The sequence below is a fragment of the Pseudomonas neuropathica genome, from assembly GCF_015461835.1.
Lineage (GTDB): Bacteria > Pseudomonadota > Gammaproteobacteria > Pseudomonadales > Pseudomonadaceae > Aquipseudomonas > Aquipseudomonas neuropathica.
In genome coordinates this window covers 13,612-28,779 of the sequence record NZ_JACOPX010000008.1, presented here as the reverse complement: position 1 = coordinate 28,779, position 15,168 = coordinate 13,612, and the positions used below count along the sequence as shown (strand labels likewise).

Here is a 15,168-nt window from a genome sequence, read left to right as displayed (position 1 = left end):
GCGACGTCGACCGTCATTCCAGGTATTAGACTCAACTGACGATTCGGTCGTCAGGGTATGAATAAGCCATGGATTCGCTGATCAACGCCGCCGGCAGAGCGCTGTCCGCTGGTGACCCGCTGGGCGCGTTGAATTACGTCGCCCTGCGTGAAGATCCACCCGCGCTGGCCCTGCGCGCCATTGCCATGGCTCAGCTCGGTGATCTGCCACGTGCCAAGGCGTTGTTGCAACGGGCGATAAAGGCGTTCGGCAGCAATGAACCGCTGTCGCGGGCACGTTGTGTGGTGGCCGAGGCCGAAGTCGCGTTGGCGGCGCGCGATCTCGGCTGGCCGGTGAAGGCGCTGGAGGCGGCGCGCCAGGTGTTGCAGGCGCACGGTGACGGTGTGAATGCGGCACACGCGCGCTATTTGCAGATTCGCCGGTTGCTGTTGATTGGCGAGCTGCAAGAGGCCGAAACGTTGCTGGGTGAAACTGACCCGGCGCCGTTGCCGCCGGCGCTGCGTACTGCTCATGAGTTGATTGCCGCCGGGATCGCCGTGCGTCGGGTCCAGGCACACAAGGCCAGCGCGGCGCTGGCTCGGGCGCAGGCTGCGGCGCAACAGGCCGGGATCGCCGCACTGAGCGCCGAGGTCGATCACGCCAGTCACATGCTCGCTGCGCCGGCAGCGCGGCTGATCGTTGCCGGTCAGGCGCAACAGGTGAATCTGGCGCAGGTTGAAGCTTTGTTCAACTCGTCGACACTGATCGTCGATGCCTGCCGCTACAGCGTGCGCGGTGCCGGCATGACGGTGGCGCTGGCCACGCGGCCGGTGCTGTTCAATCTCGCACGATTACTTGCGCAAGCCTGGCCGGACGATGTGGCGCGCGAAACACTGTTCGTCACAGCCTTTGGTTTTCCCCTCACGGATGAATCGCACCGTGCTCGCCTGCGGGTCGAAATTGGCCGCTTGCGTGCGGCACTGAAGCCGCTGGCGAATATCGCCGCAACGCCAAGGGGTTTTGCGCTGGTGGCCGAGGACGTGGCGTTGCTGACGTTGCCGGTTGAAGACAAATACGCGGCGTTGCTGGCCTTGCTTGCCGACGGCGAGGCTTGGTCGAGTTCGGCGTTGGCACTGGCCTTGGGCAATAGTCAGCGCCAGGTGCAGCGGGCGTTGGAGGCATTGGCGCTGGCGGACAAGGTGCAGGCCTTCGGCGTGGGCCGGGCGCGGCGCTGGATGACGCCGCCGCTGCCGGGTTTCGCGACGATCTTGTTACTCCCGGTGTCGTTGGGCAATGGCTAGGCTGGACCCACACATCCACGAGGAAGTTGCCATGAAACAAGCAAACGCAGAAATCCTTCGCGAGTACGGTCCTTTTGATGACATCAAAGGCGTTCACGGCGTGACCTTCGATGGCCAGCAGGTCTGGTTTGCCAGCGACGGCCAGCTCAATGCACTCGACCCGGTCAGCGGTGAAACCGTACGCACGATCAAGGTTGGCGCCGACGGCGGCACTGCGTTCGACGGCCAGCACCTGTACCAGATTGCCGATCGCCACATCCACAAGATCGACCCCGCCACGGGGCGCGTACTGCACACCATCCCGGCCCCGGGCAATGGCGGTGATTCAGGCATGGCCTGGGCGGATGGCTCGTTATGGGTCGGGCAGTATCGCGAGCGCAAGATTCATCAGATTGATCCACAGACCGGCGAGATCCTGCGCACGCTGGAGTCGAACCGGTTTGTCACCGGGGTGACCTGGGTGGATGGCGGGTTGTGGCATGGCACTTGGGAGGCGGATGAGAGTGAGCTGCGGCGGATCGATCCGCAGGACGGAAAGGTGATCGAGTCGCTGAAGATGCCCGCGGGGCAAGGTGTTTCCGGACTGGAAGCCGACGGCGCTGATCGCTTCTATTGCGGCGGCGGAGACACTGGGCGGGTGAGGGTGGTGCGTCGGCCCAAGTCGTGAGGGTGACTGCACCGGCCTCTTCGCGAGCAGGCTCGCTCCCACAGTGATTGCGGGTGAACACACGCTTTGTGAGTAACCCAAAACCCTGTGGGAGCGAGCCTGCTCGCGAAAGCACAGTATCAGCCACCGCTGTTGCGACGACGTTCGACGCCGTCAGGACTGCCGATGTCCAGCAACCTTCTTTCCACCAGGACATTCTCAAGGGCCTGACGCTCGACCGGCGCCATTTGGTGTTCACGTTTTTTCAGCTCCAGCAGAATCGGGCTGGACCAGGTGCGGTAGGTCTGTTCGATGTTGCGACGCGACGTCATCAGTCTCTCCTTGATCAAGAGCCGGGTGTTGCGGGCAGGGGCTCAATCCGATGAGGTATTAACCTTAGTCGACAAACTATCGGTATGCGAATGCACCGCAATCCCCTGTAGGCCTTCGCCTGCTCGCGATAGTGATGTGTCATTCAACGGCTTTGCTGGCTGACACACCGCTATCGCGAGCAGGCGAAGGCCTACAAAGGGATTTGTGCCGTTGCGAACATTTATGCTCGGCACGATCAGAGGTGGCTGCGGTCGTACTCTTCACATGGCCGTATCACTTGTGGAGATCCAATGAGCCAGGAAGTCCTGACCACCGAAACCAACCGCCGCCAGTTGCAGCAGATCATCGCCGGGCTGTCCGACGGGGTGATCCTGTTGGAGCTGGATCAGAGCATTCTTTGGGCCAACGAAGCCGCGCTGGCCATGCACGGTGTCAAACGGATCACCGATCTGGGCCACAATGCCGACGAATACGCCAAGAAATTCAATCTGCGCTATCGCAATAATCACTCGATCACCGCCGAAAACTACCCGATCAGCCGGGTAGCGCGCTGTGAGAGTTTCAATGACGTGCTGATCGAAGTGTCGCCGACCGACGACCCGGAACGCATCTGGGTGCACAGCGTACGCAGCATGATTCTCACGGACCGCGAAGGGCAGCCGGAGTCGCTGGTGCTGATCATGAGCGATGTCACCGATTGGGCCAACGCCGAGCAGCGCTTCGAGAGGACGTTTAACGCCAACCCGGCACCGGCGGTGATCTGCCGGCTCAGTGATCTGCGTTACATCAAGGTCAATCCGGGGTTTCTGGAAATGACCGGGTACACCCGCGAGCAGGTGATTGGCACGTCCTCTTATGAAATCGACATTTTCGAGCAGGCCGAACACCGGGACCTGGCTATTCAGCGCCTGCGCGATGTCGCGACCATCCCGCAGATGCAAGCCGAGCTGCGCCTGCCCGATGGCAGCAGCAAGCAGGTGATCGTGGCCGGCCAGCCGCTGACGCTCAACGATGAGGATTGCATGCTGTTCTCCTTTGTCGACATGGAGCTGCGACACAAGGCGGAAGTGGCGTTGCGGCAGAGTGAGGAGCGTTTTGCCAAAGCGTTTCGTCTGACGCCGGTGCCGATCCTGATTTGCAGTGCCGACGAGCAGCAGGTGATCGACGTCAATCAGGCGTTCCTCGAAACCATGGCTTATGACAGCGACGACGTGCTCGGCAAAACCGTGCCGCAGCTGGACTTTATCGATGACAGCGGTGCGCGCACGCGGTTGCTGGCGGCGCTGGCGAAAAACGGGCGAGTCGATCGGGTGGATGTTCGGGTGCGCAGGAAGGATGCGGAACTGCTCGAATGTGCGCTGTCTGCCGACACCGTGAATATTCAGGACACACCGTGTTATTTGCTGGTGTTGATGGACATTACCGAGCGCAAGCGTACCGAGCTTGAGTTGGTGGCGGCGATTGAGGAGGTGATGAAAGACGCTTCCTGGTTCAGCCGTACGTTGATCGAGAAATTGGCGAATGTGAAGAAGGTCAACTCGCCGCAACTGCCTAGCGTTTCGTTTACCGATCTGACGGCGCGTGAGCGTGATGTGTTGGGGTTGATCTGCGAAGGGCTGGCGGACAAGGAGATCGCGGCGCGGCTGAAACTGGCGCCGAACACGGTGCGTAATCATGTCGCCACGGTGTATTCCAAGCTCGATGTGCACAGTCGCAGTGAGGCGATTGTCTGGGCGCGCGAGCGTGGATTGTTTTCCGGGGAGTGGGGCGCCAAGGGTCAGCGCTGAGGTGCAAATGCACTAGTTCATCAGGTGCATATTGAGGTGTTGGCGGTCGACGGCTGTTCTTAGTCTGGCGGGGTGCGATACGAGTTTTTTCTGGCTCGGGATCGCGGCCCTTCGCAGTCGTTATAGGAACAGTCTGATGATGAATCTTGCGCAGTTGCGCACGCAGCTTGAACGCAGTTTTTCGCCGCTGGCGTGTGAGTGTCTGGTGGATGGGGATCATTCGCTGACCGTGAAGCTATATCACCCGGTGTCGGGGCAGGTGGATCTGGTGATCAGTGGGCTGAAGCTTGATGCGCTGCGCACGCCTGAGTCGGTTGATGCTTTGATTGAAGAATTGCGGTATGAGCTTGAGAGCAATTCTTTGCGTTCGTTTCGGGACCCGGATTTGGCTTAGGGCTTTTGGGTTTCGGTTTCGGTGTCGGTTTGGGCTTGGCGGCCTTTGGGCCGACCATGCTCTTGGGGGTTGGGTGTATATCCGTTTCTGCGGGTGCTGCGGCTGGCGGTTTCGCTCTTACAGCGACTCACTTTTCCAGACGCCGAAAAGTAAGCAAAAGGCTGGGCCCCGGCGTTCGGCCCGCTCGCTGGGGCTCGGGGTTCCTTCGCTCCGGGATCGATCCGGGCGCAGCGCCTACGGTTTGCTTCGCTGCACCTCCTCTCGCTGTGTTTGGCTTCGCCAAACGGTCGCTGCGCTCCCACCCCCGGATCAATCCCTCCACTCAGCCTGCCGAAGGGGCCAGCACGGCAAGATCAAGAGCTGCAGCCGAGCTAACGCTCATCCTGTTGAGTGGTGAGAAGCACAAGCGATGCGCGATGCGCGGTGTGCGCTGTTTTGCTTTGGCTGTTCTGTGGGAGCGAGTCTGCTCGCGAAGGCGGCCTGACAGCCGACCAATCTCTGCCAGATGTACTCTGTTCAATTGTAGGAGTGAGCCTGCTCGCGATGAGGCTCTATCAGGCAAAGCACATTTCAATTTGCCAATCCTCTCGAATCCGAACGCAAAATCGACAGCCACTTCCTTCCGATCCGGCCGATTTACTGGCGCTTGCGGGTGTCTCGGCTATAAAGAATGAGTGGTCAGGTCTTCCGTGGTCGGTTCGGTCGCGGGAGTTGCTCTTCCATTTGTCGCGGGTCGTCCTATGAACAATCTTGGGAAACGCGTGTTGCCGTTGGCTTTCTTTACAGTGTTGTTGGCGGGTTGCGCCAGTCCTCCACCCCCTCCACCGGCAGCGCCGCCGCCACCGCCGGAGCGCACGTGTCAGGTGCTCGAAAACACTGAAGTCGCCGGTGACGTGTACGCCGACGGCCAGGTTACTCGACACATCACGACCACCCGTTGCGTCACGCAATAGCGCCGGCGGGGCGGCAGTCCCGGGTTGAGCGGATTGTGCTGGTGGCCGACCTGGCCGGCACTGCGGTGTTTGCCGTGGAAGGCGCTATTGCGGCGATGCGCAGTCAGCTCGACTTGCTCGGTGTGATGGTGATTGCGTTTATCGTCGCCCTCGGTGGCGGGGTGACTCGTGACTTGTTGATCGGTGCGACGCCACCCAATGCCGTGGCCGATTGGCGCTACCCGGCACTGGCGTTTTTCATGGGCGGGCTGGCGTTTGCCTTTCATGAGCAGGTGCTGGGCTGGTCCGGTTCAACCCTGATTGTGCTGGATGCAGCAGGCTTGGCGCTGTTTGCCGTGGCCGGTGCGCAGAAAGCGTTGAATTTCGGGATTACGCCGTTTGTGGCGATGCTGATGGGCACCATCACCGGCGTCGGTGGCGGGGTGATACGCGATATTGTGCTGGCGCGGATACCGGTGGTGTTGCAGGCGGATTTGTATGCGAGTTCAGCGTTTGTCGGTGCGGCGGTGTTGATCATCGGCCGCAGGCTGGGCGTTTCGCCGGTAGCGGCGGCGTTGCTGGCGGGGGCGGCGTGTTTGCTGTTGCGTTTGCTGTCGGTGCATTTCGGCTGGCAGTTACCGAAAGTCATTGCCTGATACACAACCCTTGTAGGAGTGAGCCTGCTTGCGATAGCGGTGTGTCAAATAGATAAATTTTGACTGACGCACCGCTATCGCAAGCAGGCTCACTTCTACAGGGGATTATGTGTTTGCAATGGGGATCAGGACAGAAACCCACCGTCCACATTCAGCGCAACCCCGGTGGTGTAGCTCGACGCATCGCTCGCCAGGTACAGCACCGCGCCGGCCATTTCGCTCGGATCAGCCACACGTTTGAGCGGGATCTGCGTCAGCGCTTGCTTGAGAATCGCATCATTCTTCACCAGCGCCGAGGCAAATTTGGTGTCGGTCAAACCCGGCAGCAGCGCGTTGCAGCGGATGCCGAACTGCGCGCACTCCTTGGCGAAGACCTTGGTCATGTTGATCACCGCCGCTTTGGTCACCGAGTAGATGCCCTGGAAGATCCCCGGCGAAATGCCGTTGATCGACGCGACGTTGATGATGCTGCCGCCACCGTTTTCGCGCATCAGCTTGCCGGCTTCGACCGACATGAAGAAGTAGCCACGGATGTTCACGTCAACGGTTTTCTGGAACGCACTCAGATCGGTGTCCAGCACATTGCAGAATTGCGGGTTGGTCGCAGCGTTGTTGACCAGAATATCGAGGCGGCCGAACTGTTCCTTGATCCCCGCGAACACCTGGCTGATCTGTTCCATTTCACCGATGTGGCAGGCCACGGCCGTGGCTTTGCCGCCAGCGGCGATGATTGCATCGGCGACGTGCTGGCAGCCGTCGAGCTTGCGGCTCGACACGATCACATGGGCGCCTTGCTGGGCCAGCAGTTTGGCGATGGCTTCACCGATGCCACGGCTGGCGCCGGAAACGAAAGCAATTTTACCGTCGAGGTCGAACAACTGAGTCTTGGACATAAGGGTTCCTGGGTGTGGGCCGTCAGAGGCTCGATTTCGCAATGACCTGCAAGCTCATCTGCTCCAGCAGTTTATTCATGTGAATGAACTGCGCGAAGCGTTTGTCCTGGGTCTGGCCGTGGTAGAAGCGGTAGTAGATCTGCTGCACGATGCCGGCCAGACGGAACAGGCCGTAGGTGTAGTAAAAGTCGAAATTGTCGATCTGGATGCCCGAACGTTCGGCGTAGTAATCGACGAACTCGCGGCGGGTGAGCATGCCCGGCGCGTGGCTTGGCTGGCGGCGCATCAGTTGCACCGGCGCCGGATCGTCCGCCTGAATCCAATAGGCAAGGGTGTTGCCCAGATCCATTAACGGGTCGCCGAGCGTGGTCAGTTCCCAGTCGAGTACGCCGATGATCTGCATCGGGTTGTGCGGGTCGAGGATGACGTTGTCGAAGCGGTAGTCGTTGTGGACGATACTTGAGGTCGGGTGGTCGGCCGGCATCTTGTCGTTGAGCCAGGCTTTCACTGCTTCCCAATGCGGCGCATCCGGGGTCAGGGCTTTTTCGTAACGCTCGCTCCAGCCTTTGATCTGACGGGCGACGTAGCCTTCCGGTTTGCCCAGATCGCCCAGGCCGCAGGCGTTGTAGTCGACGCGGTGCAGTTCGACGAAGCGGTCGATAAAGCTTTTACACAGGGCTTCGGTCTTTGCCGAATCAAGGCCCAGCTCCGGCGGCAGCTCCGAGCGCAGGATGATCCCTTTGACCCGCTCCATGACGTAGAACTCGGCGCCGATCACCGATTCGTCGGTGCAGTGCACGTAGGCCTTAGGGCAATACGGAAAACCGTCGCGCAATTGATTGAGGATGCGGAATTCACGGCCCATGTCGTGGGCGGACTTGGCCTTGTGGCCGAACGGCGGACGGCGCAGGACGAATTCCTGTTCCGGGTATTCCAGCAGGTAGGTCAGGTTCGACGCACCGCCAGGAAACTGGCTGATCGCAGGAGTGCCGCTCAGGCCGGGAATGTGCGCCTTGAGGTACGGATCGATCAGGCTGGCATCGAGTTCTTCGCCAGAGCGGATACGGGTGGACTGGTCAGTAAGCGCCATGCTTATCCCTTCTGCTTATTTTGGAGGCCAGACATCATTGGTTAATCTAATGGCGCGCTCGGGTCGCCACAAGCGCGAGTCGGTCTTATAGGCTAGCGTGTTGCCCGATAATCACCTTTGGGAATGTGCGCGAAAAGTCGCGTTGAACCAAGGTTTTGCGGATATGCCGTGGCCGAAAAGGAGGGCTGGGACGAGCGCTCGACACGTCGTCCGGCGTGCTTCAATGCACGCGCTGGTTGTTGAGTTTCGGTGGCAAGGCAATAGGCGTCAGTACCGGTTCGCCCGAAAAAAACGCCACGAGATTTTTGCCCACCAACTCCACGGTACCTTGAGTGGCTTCCGGTGACAGGCCGGCGACGTGTGGCGTCAGTAGCACATTGCTCAGGGTTTTCAGCGCATCCGGCACTTGCGGCTCGTGGTCGAACACATCCAGTGCGGCGCCGGCAATTTTGCGTTGCTCAAGCGCCGTGATCAGATCCGCCGTGGCGATCACACTGGCGCGGGCGATGTTGACGATAAAGCCTTTCGGTCCAAGCGCATCGAGCACCGGGCGAGTCACCAGATGCTGTGTACCGATGCCGCCAGGCGTGGCAATGATCAGGAAATCCGAAGTTCGTGCCAGTTCGGTCGGCGTCGAGCAGAACGTGTAAGGCACATCGCTGCGCACCTGGCGGCTGTGATAGTTGATCTCCATGTCGAAGCCAAGGTGGGCGCGTTTGGCTATTGCCATGCCCACGGCGCCCAGCCCGAGAATCCCCAGGCGTTTGCCGGCCAGCGACGGGCGCATGATCTTCGGCCATTCACCGCGGCGTACCGCCGCGTCACAACGGGGGATATCCCGGACCAGCGCCAGCAGCATCGCCATCGCATGGTCGGCCACCGACGAGGCATTGACCCCGGCGCCGTTGGTGACGGTAATGCCACGGTTACTGGCGGCTTGCAGGTCGACCTGCTCGTAACCGGCGCCGATCACCGTGATGATTTTCAGCGCGGGCAGGGCGGTGATTTCATCGGCGGTCAGGCCCAGCGGGCCGCGGGTCAGCACTGCATCGATGCGGCTGCCGTGAGTGGCGATGGCTTGCGCACGCTCGGCCGGCGTGGGGGCGAGGATCAGGTGAAAACCCTGATGTTCGAGGATCGGCAAATAGTCATTGATGGTTTCAACCAGTACCAGAACGGTTGCGGGCATTGCGCGGCTCCTGTGAACGTCGGCGGGTCGGTCGCGAAAGTCGTTTCAGAGTGCTGAATCCGCAGCGGCTTGGCAATCGTTGTCATTCGCGCAGTGGTGCTTTGATTCTGGACGGCTTCGGGCAAGAAGCAAGGGTAGGCAGCACACCGGTGATCCGGTGTGCTGTCGGCATCATTGGGCCGCTTGGGCTTTGGTTTGTTCTGCGAGGGCAATCGGCTTGAAATCATAGGTTGGATAAAACTCGGTTCGGTAACTGCCCCATGCGGTGTTTTCCAGGGCGAGGTTCACTTCTGCCAGCCGTGAGGCGGGGAAGCGTACGGTCACCACTTGGCCAATGCCCATCATGATGTTCCAGCTCACCACTTCGACCCCGGCGGGGGGGAAGGTCTTGTAGAAGCCTTGTTGTGTGAGCTGGGCCTTGAGTTCGCTCAGCGGGCGGGTCTGATCATGTTTCAGAAACACGGTCAGCATCATTGCATTGTCGGCGGTGGCAACAGTATTTGTGGCGGGTTGGGTGGCAGCTTGCGCACTGACTCCGGCGCAATACACCGAGGAGGCCAGCAACGTCGACATCAGCAGGGTTTTGACTGTCTTTTGCATGTTGAACTCCTGGTTTTATTGTTTGATGGCGGATTTGGTTTCTACGGTGCCGGTATACGGCGCGTGAACGACATGAATACGTACAAGTGGATTGTTGTCGATCATGTCGCGGGGGACTTCCCGAGAGTAAGTGAATTCACTGTTGTTCAGTGTTTCCAAGCGCCTGACAATTGTTTTGGTCGGACCGATATCGGGTACCAGAATGTGCTGTTTCTGGTTGCCGGTGACAAAGAAATAACCGCCTCCACCTTTGTTGTACTTTGACTCGCCTGTGTCGGTGTAAAAGAACTCGTATCGATTACTCTCGGGATCCCAGGTCGATATACCTACGACGCCGGGATACTTCGCCTTGACGTCTGTTTCAGGAGCGCCATCGATGTAGACCTTGGTAGTCAGCCATCGCGGCGAAGAAGCCAGCTCGCGGACATCAGCGCTGGCAAGCGGGGTGAAAAGCAGTCCGGTCAACAGCAGGCCGGTGATCGTGCGCTTTTGCATGCTTTTTCCTCTTTATCAAACTTCGAAGGTCGTTTGCGATTGGTCTTTCGTCATTCAGGGCGTGAAAAATATAGGCCTGAAAAAGAGGAATGTTCAATGGCTGCGTAGTTGCTTGTAACAAATGAATGTTATTCGGATTTCGGTAATATTCCGTCGTGGTTTTATTAGGTGTTTTTGGTTGTAGGACTATTCTGAAGTATTGATGAGTGAAGGGCTTTTTATTGGTGTTTTCTGTAACTCATAGCGCAGATGACATTAGAGAAGTACACGCAGTTGTAGGACGGAGGATAAGGTTACAAATTCGTGATTGACGCAACCGCAGCCAGCGAAGTTGCCTCAATTTCAAGGAGCATTTCTTTTAAAACCTGACATCCGCATTGTCGATTACTCGTGCGAAGGCAGCGCCGAGGGTTGCGTTGTGGTGTTTGATGATCGCTTCGGCCGGTAGTTGGCTGTCAATTGCGGGGTCAGGTGACGTACTGGGCAATGCCATTGCCGAATGACCAGTTTTCTTTTTTCACCTCGACCAGATTGATGAACACGTCTTCCAGACGTACCGCCAACTGCGCGTGCAGGCGCTCGGCGATGGTTTTGAACAGCAACTGCTTTTTCTCCACCGTGCGCCCTTCGCTGATGGTGATCTGAATGAATACCACGCCGTCGCTGCGCTGGATCCCCAGATATTGCGGATCGTAGACCAGGTGCTGGCCATCGTGCTCGGTCAGGATCTGAAAGTTGTCGTGCTCGGGCACATCGATACAACTGCGCAGGGCGGCGTAGATCTGCTCGCCGATGCGTTTGGCGAAGTTGGGGTCGGGGTTTTGTCTGATGTCGACGCGAACCAATGGCATGGGAAGGCTCCGCAGGGCAGGGGGACTCAGTTCACGCTAGATCATGTGGGCCAAATTGAAAGGCACGGGTACTTGATCGCGAGGTGTTTTCTGAAAGGTCTCTGTATGAGGCTGCCTACCTGACTCGCGGATTTTGCCTACGAAAACGCCGGATTCATCCGCTATCTGGCGCGAGATGATTTAGGAAATCATGAGGGCACAAAGCAGACCGGCCAGTCACTGCCAATAGCCAAGGAAGGCGCATGCTTCAGGACGATCGCGAAAACCTGGAACTCGAAAGACTACAAAACGAATCCCGCAAGCTCATTGTCGAGAGGCGCAAGCTCATGGCTGAGGAAAACAAACTCAAGCGAGAAAGGTTCTGGTACCCGGTGGTCGTAGGCACGGGACTGCTAACTGCGATTACGGCTGTATTCGGGATATTGACCAAGCTTTGAATGAAACGCTGCAAGCATCATGGTTTGCGATCAGGCGTATCGGATGCTCAACAACGATTTGCATAGCAGATTGATCTCGTGACTTCGCAAAGGACAATAAACATGTACACAGAAGATCCCAAGGCCAGAGTCGAACGACTTCGACGAGAGGACGCCGAGTTCGCTGAAGAGGCGAAAGGTCTGTCCCCCGCGGAGATTCGCTCTGAATTATTCAGGTTCGCCATGGGGGCAATATTCGCGCTGGTCGTCATCACAATCGGAACGCTGGTTCTTCGTTCGGTCTGAAATGTGTTCTTGAACTCGCACGGTCATACTAAAAACGACATTCGGCGTGTCTTTGTGCGACAGCCATTTTTCCAAAAACGACACCCGACTGATCTGCTCCGCGCAACCATTCCTCAGCTAAGTCTTTGCTTCTGCTCATTTATCGCGGAGAATCGCGCCCCTGTTTCGGCCGGAGCATGTCTGTCGGTTTTTTCCGACGCGTCTGACCGAGTGGCAAGTGACCGGAATGCGGAGATCCGACCGGATGAATGATCAGGCCAATAGCGTCGAAGAACGCTTTGATGCAGCAGCACCCGCTGAACTTTCGAGCTGGAATCGCCAGGACACCACCTGGATGTTGGGACTGTTTGGGACCGCCATCGGCGCCGGTACCCTGTTTTTGCCGATCAACGCAGGACTGGGTGGCTTCTGGCCGCTGGTGGTCCTTGCGCTGCTGGCCTTCCCGATGACGTTCTACGCGCACCGTGGCCTGACCCGCTTTGTGCTTTCCGGTCGTGAAGGCGCCGACATCACTGAAGTGGTCGAACAGCATTTCGGCATCAAGGCCGGCGCGCTGATCACCTTGCTGTACTTCTTCGCGATCTTCCCGATCCTGCTGATCTATAGCGTCGGTCTGACCAACACGGTCGCCAGTTTTCTCGAACATCAATTGCACATCACGCCGCCACCGCGCGCTCTGCTGTCGTTCGTGCTGATCCTCGGTCTGCTGGCCGTGGTGCGTTGCGGTGAGCAGGCGATCGTCAAGGCGATGAGCCTGATGGTGTATCCGTTTATCGTCGCGCTGCTGTTCCTCGCCGTTTACCTGATTCCACACTGGAACGGCGGCATTCTCGCCACGGCTTCGCACGTGCCGGCACCGTCTGCGTTGCTGCACACGCTGTGGCTGGCGATTCCGGTGATGGTGTTCTCCTTCAACCACTCGCCGATCATCTCGGCGTTTGCGGTCGATCAGAAGCGTCGATACGGCGTCCACGCTGAAGAGCGCAGCTCGCAGATCCTGTCCCGCGCACACCTGTTGATGGTGGCGATGGTGCTGTTCTTCGTGTTCAGCTGCGTGTTGACCCTTTCGCCGGAGCAACTGGCCGAGGCCAAGGCGCAGAATCTGTCGATCCTGTCGTACCTGGCCAACCACTTCAGCAATCCGACCATCGCTTTCGCAGCGCCGTTGATTGCGTTTGTGGCGATCTCCAAGTCGTTCCTCGGTCACTACATCGGTGCCAGCGAAGGTCTCAAAGGCCTGATTATCAAGAGCGGCAAGCGCCCGGGCGCCAAGGCGCTGGATCGCATCGTGGCGGCCTTCATGCTGGTGGTGTGCTGGATCGTGGCAACCCTGAACCCGAGCATTCTGGGCATGATCGAAACCATCGGCGGCCCGGTGATCGCGGCGATTCTGTTCCTGATGCCGATGTACGCAATCCGTAAAGTGCCAGCGATGGCCCGCTATCGCGGCCAGGCGTCGAACGTGTTTGTAACGGCTGTCGGCCTGGTAGCGATTTCGGCGTTGATTTATTCGCTGACTGCGTAAGCTACAGCTCCAGATACTCAGCTACAGTGGCCGCTGCATACGACGTATGCAGCGGCTTTTTTTCGTCTGGAGACAGTGGATTGTCGAGCGCCCCGCAACCTGTAGAACAACCCAATCGCTGGCGGGATGTACTCGCCGGTCTATCGATAGCCGGTCTCTTGCTGCCCGAAGCGGTGGCGTATTCGACCATCGCCGCGTTGGCGCCTCAGGCCGGGGTGATCGCCCTGTTTGCCGGGTTGCTGTGTTATGGGGTGTTCGGTACCAGTCGTTTTGCGATTGTGTCGGCAACGTCCTCGTCGGCCGCAGTGCTGGCGGCCGCGACGGCGACGCTGGCCAATGGTGACCCGCAATTTCGCTCGACCCTGGCAGTCGGCCTGGTGTTGGTCACGGGCGGATTGTTTCTATTGGCTGGGCTCTTTCGTCTGGGCAGTGTCACCTCCTTCATCGCCAAACCGGTTTTGCGCGGATTCGCCTTCGGCCTGGCGCTGACCATCATTCTCAAGCAGGTCGCCAGCGTGGTCGGCGTGCATCTGACCGACGCCAATCTGGTGCGCTTCGCCCCGCAATTGCTTGAACAGCTGCCGCAATGGAACTGGCCGGCCGCGGCCGTTGCGGCTGTCGCGCTGGTGTTGCTCGCAGTGTTTTCACGATTCCCGCGGGTGCCCGGTGGCTTGCTGGTAGTAGTGATCGGCATCGCCGCCGGGCAATGGTTGAATCTGTCGGCGTACGGCGTGCAGATGATCGGCATTATCGACCTGAGCCTGGAAGTTCCCAACCTGCCGGTGCTGCCATTCGCCGACTGGCTACGGCTGGGGGAGGTGGGTTTTGCGCTGGTGATGATTCTGTATGCGGAGTCTTACGGGTCGATCAGTGCGTATGCGCTCAAGCATGGCGATCGCGTCACCTCAAACCGTGATCTGTTGGCGTTAGGCGCATCGAATCTGCTTTCCGGTTTGTTTCATGGCATGCCGGCTGGGGCAGGGTACTCGGCGACCTCGGCGAATGAAGCAGCGGGTGCGACGTCACGCTGGGCCGGTGGGGTGGCGGCGTTGGTGGTGTTGATCATCGTGCTGACGGTGTTGCCGTGGATCGCCCTGACCCCGGAGCCGATCCTCGCCGCGATTGTCATGCATGCGCTGGGTCGCGGTTTGAGTCTGCAGCCACTGGGCCGCTACTTCATCTGGCGCCGGGATCGTGTGCTGGTGATCTGCGCGGTTTCGGCCGTGTTGGTATTGGGCGTGCTGGACGGTCTGCTGGTTTCGGTGGCGATCAGTGTGCTGCTGATGCTCAAGCAGATGTCGGCCGCGGACATTCAAGTGCTCGGGCGGATTGATGGCGGGCACGATTTTGTCGATGTGCAGCGTCATCCCGTTGCGCAAACGGAGCCTGGCGTACTGATCATTCGGCCCAGTGAGGCGTTGTTCTTTGCCAACGTTGAGCGGATTCTGGGCGCGGCGTTACGGCTGATCCGCCATGCAGAAATGCCAGTGCATACGGTGATTCTGAGTCTTGAGGAGACGCCGGATCTGGATGGCACCAGCATTGAGGCGATGCAGGAGTTCTTTGTGCGGGTGCATCAGGAAGGCAAGCGTTTGATCCTGGCGCGGCTCAAGCATGAGGCGCTGGCGGTGCTGGAGGCGTTGCCTGAAATGCAGGCCAACGCTGTGATACTCAGCGGTTTGAGCGTTGATGGCGCTGTGCAGAAAGCCCTCACACTAAAGCCCAAGCCATAAAAAAACGCCGCACATCTCACGATGGGCGGCGTTTTTCATTGC

At 59.0% G+C, this 15,168-nt stretch carries 17 protein-coding genes; 10 read left to right on the top strand and 7 right to left on the bottom strand.

All coding sequences use genetic code 11. The annotated features are described in order from the left end of the window. Nucleotides 1-68: 68 nt before the first annotated feature. Together H8F23_RS12875 and H8F23_RS12870 are read left to right on the top strand one after the other, a co-directional pair. A complete protein-coding gene (locus tag H8F23_RS12875) occupies nt 69-1,280 on the top strand; it encodes a helix-turn-helix domain-containing protein (protein WP_194934613.1) in 1,212 nt (403 codons plus the stop codon). Between the two features lie 31 nt (nt 1,281-1,311). Beyond that, nucleotides 1,312-1,947, top strand: coding sequence for a Vgb family protein (locus H8F23_RS12870; protein WP_194934612.1), 636 nt, complete (start codon nt 1,312-1,314; stop codon nt 1,945-1,947). Between the two features lie 119 nt (nt 1,948-2,066). Here H8F23_RS12870 and H8F23_RS12865 read toward each other — a convergent pair whose 3' ends face one another. Then, nucleotides 2,067-2,258, bottom strand: coding sequence for a hypothetical protein (locus H8F23_RS12865; protein WP_194934611.1), 192 nt, complete (start codon nt 2,256-2,258; stop codon nt 2,067-2,069). 291 nt (nt 2,259-2,549) lie between these two features. Between H8F23_RS12865 and H8F23_RS12860 the strand changes: the two genes are divergently transcribed. From H8F23_RS12860 to H8F23_RS12845, 4 genes are all read left to right on the top strand, one after another. After that, on the top strand, nt 2,550-4,046 hold the full coding sequence (locus H8F23_RS12860) for a helix-turn-helix transcriptional regulator (RefSeq protein ID WP_194934610.1): 1,497 nt from the start codon (nt 2,550-2,552) through the stop codon (nt 4,044-4,046). A gap of 136 nt (nt 4,047-4,182) precedes the next feature. After that, a complete protein-coding gene (locus H8F23_RS12855; RefSeq protein ID WP_194934609.1) occupies nt 4,183-4,440 on the top strand; it encodes a DUF1652 domain-containing protein in 258 nt (85 codons plus the stop codon). A 740-nt stretch (nt 4,441-5,180) separates the two neighbouring features. After that, nucleotides 5,181-5,393, top strand: a complete 213-nt coding sequence (locus H8F23_RS12850; protein WP_194934608.1) for a hypothetical protein — start codon at nt 5,181-5,183, stop codon at nt 5,391-5,393. Beyond that, entirely contained in the window at nt 5,378-6,028 is a 651-nt protein-coding gene (locus H8F23_RS12845) for a trimeric intracellular cation channel family protein (RefSeq protein WP_228759220.1), read from the top strand. The genes H8F23_RS12850 and H8F23_RS12845 overlap by 16 nt, the downstream gene beginning before the upstream one ends. Nucleotides 6,029-6,153: 125 nt before the next feature. On the opposite strand, the gene H8F23_RS12840 is transcribed toward H8F23_RS12845, so the two are convergent. From H8F23_RS12840 to H8F23_RS12815, 6 genes are all read right to left on the bottom strand, one after another. After that, entirely contained in the window at nt 6,154-6,921 is a 768-nt protein-coding gene (locus H8F23_RS12840) for an SDR family oxidoreductase (protein ID WP_034152479.1), read from the bottom strand. A 22-nt stretch (nt 6,922-6,943) separates the two neighbouring features. Further along, nucleotides 6,944-8,011 (bottom strand): phosphotransferase family protein, encoded by a 1,068-nt coding sequence (locus H8F23_RS12835; RefSeq protein WP_093437060.1) that lies wholly within the window; start codon nt 8,009-8,011, stop codon nt 6,944-6,946. 220 nt (nt 8,012-8,231) lie between these two features. Continuing rightward, complete coding sequence (locus H8F23_RS12830) at nt 8,232-9,200, bottom strand: 2-hydroxyacid dehydrogenase (RefSeq protein ID WP_194934607.1); 969 nt, start codon at nt 9,198-9,200, stop codon at nt 8,232-8,234. Nucleotides 9,201-9,371: 171 nt separating this feature from the next. Continuing rightward, a complete protein-coding gene (locus H8F23_RS12825) occupies nt 9,372-9,800 on the bottom strand; it encodes a hypothetical protein (RefSeq protein ID WP_194934606.1) in 429 nt (142 codons plus the stop codon). A 15-nt stretch (nt 9,801-9,815) separates the two neighbouring features. Further along, on the bottom strand, nt 9,816-10,295 hold the full coding sequence (locus H8F23_RS12820) for a DUF4822 domain-containing protein (protein WP_099758669.1): 480 nt from the start codon (nt 10,293-10,295) through the stop codon (nt 9,816-9,818). 467 nt (nt 10,296-10,762) lie between these two features. Then, nucleotides 10,763-11,146 (bottom strand): tautomerase family protein, encoded by a 384-nt coding sequence (locus H8F23_RS12815; RefSeq protein WP_095047464.1) that lies wholly within the window; start codon nt 11,144-11,146, stop codon nt 10,763-10,765. Between the two features lie 242 nt (nt 11,147-11,388). Here H8F23_RS12815 and H8F23_RS12810 point away from each other — a divergent pair, with 242 nt between their 5' ends. From H8F23_RS12810 to H8F23_RS12795, 4 genes are all read left to right on the top strand, one after another. Next, nucleotides 11,389-11,583, top strand: a complete 195-nt coding sequence (locus H8F23_RS12810; RefSeq protein WP_194934605.1) for a hypothetical protein — start codon at nt 11,389-11,391, stop codon at nt 11,581-11,583. A 102-nt stretch (nt 11,584-11,685) separates the two neighbouring features. Further along, nucleotides 11,686-11,868: a hypothetical protein gene (locus tag H8F23_RS12805; protein ID WP_095047462.1), complete on the top strand. Its 183-nt coding sequence runs from the start codon at nt 11,686-11,688 to the stop codon at nt 11,866-11,868. Between the two features lie 244 nt (nt 11,869-12,112). After that, on the top strand, nt 12,113-13,393 hold the full coding sequence (locus H8F23_RS12800) for an HAAAP family serine/threonine permease (RefSeq protein WP_093437075.1): 1,281 nt from the start codon (nt 12,113-12,115) through the stop codon (nt 13,391-13,393). An 80-nt stretch (nt 13,394-13,473) separates the two neighbouring features. Continuing rightward, nucleotides 13,474-15,126, top strand: coding sequence for a SulP family inorganic anion transporter (locus H8F23_RS12795; RefSeq protein ID WP_194934604.1), 1,653 nt, complete (start codon nt 13,474-13,476; stop codon nt 15,124-15,126). Nucleotides 15,127-15,168 lie beyond the last annotated feature (42 nt).

What these genes read in the sequence shown, in the direction of transcription:
- H8F23_RS12830 (WP_194934607.1), bottom strand. Translation starts at nt 9,200, where the DNA reads ATGCCCGCAACCGTTCTGGTACTGGTTGAAACCATCAATGACTATTTG.
- H8F23_RS12840 (WP_034152479.1), bottom strand. Translation starts at nt 6,921, where the DNA reads ATGTCCAAGACTCAGTTGTTCGACCTCGACGGTAAAATTGCTTTCGTT.
- H8F23_RS12870 (WP_194934612.1), top strand. Translation starts at nt 1,312, where the DNA reads ATGAAACAAGCAAACGCAGAAATCCTTCGCGAGTACGGTCCTTTTGAT.
- H8F23_RS12815 (WP_095047464.1), bottom strand. Translation starts at nt 11,146, where the DNA reads ATGCCATTGGTTCGCGTCGACATCAGACAAAACCCCGACCCCAACTTC.
- H8F23_RS12855 (WP_194934609.1), top strand. Translation starts at nt 4,183, where the DNA reads ATGATGAATCTTGCGCAGTTGCGCACGCAGCTTGAACGCAGTTTTTCG.
- H8F23_RS12805 (WP_095047462.1), top strand. Translation starts at nt 11,686, where the DNA reads ATGTACACAGAAGATCCCAAGGCCAGAGTCGAACGACTTCGACGAGAG.
- H8F23_RS12850 (WP_194934608.1), top strand. Translation starts at nt 5,181, where the DNA reads ATGAACAATCTTGGGAAACGCGTGTTGCCGTTGGCTTTCTTTACAGTG.
- H8F23_RS12825 (WP_194934606.1), bottom strand. Translation starts at nt 9,800, where the DNA reads ATGCAAAAGACAGTCAAAACCCTGCTGATGTCGACGTTGCTGGCCTCC.
- H8F23_RS12865 (WP_194934611.1), bottom strand. Translation starts at nt 2,258, where the DNA reads ATGACGTCGCGTCGCAACATCGAACAGACCTACCGCACCTGGTCCAGC.
- H8F23_RS12835 (WP_093437060.1), bottom strand. Translation starts at nt 8,011, where the DNA reads ATGGCGCTTACTGACCAGTCCACCCGTATCCGCTCTGGCGAAGAACTC.
- H8F23_RS12860 (WP_194934610.1), top strand. Translation starts at nt 2,550, where the DNA reads ATGAGCCAGGAAGTCCTGACCACCGAAACCAACCGCCGCCAGTTGCAG.
- H8F23_RS12875 (WP_194934613.1), top strand. Translation starts at nt 69, where the DNA reads ATGGATTCGCTGATCAACGCCGCCGGCAGAGCGCTGTCCGCTGGTGAC.
- H8F23_RS12800 (WP_093437075.1), top strand. Translation starts at nt 12,113, where the DNA reads ATGAATGATCAGGCCAATAGCGTCGAAGAACGCTTTGATGCAGCAGCA.
- H8F23_RS12820 (WP_099758669.1), bottom strand. Translation starts at nt 10,295, where the DNA reads ATGCAAAAGCGCACGATCACCGGCCTGCTGTTGACCGGACTGCTTTTC.
- H8F23_RS12810 (WP_194934605.1), top strand. Translation starts at nt 11,389, where the DNA reads ATGCTTCAGGACGATCGCGAAAACCTGGAACTCGAAAGACTACAAAAC.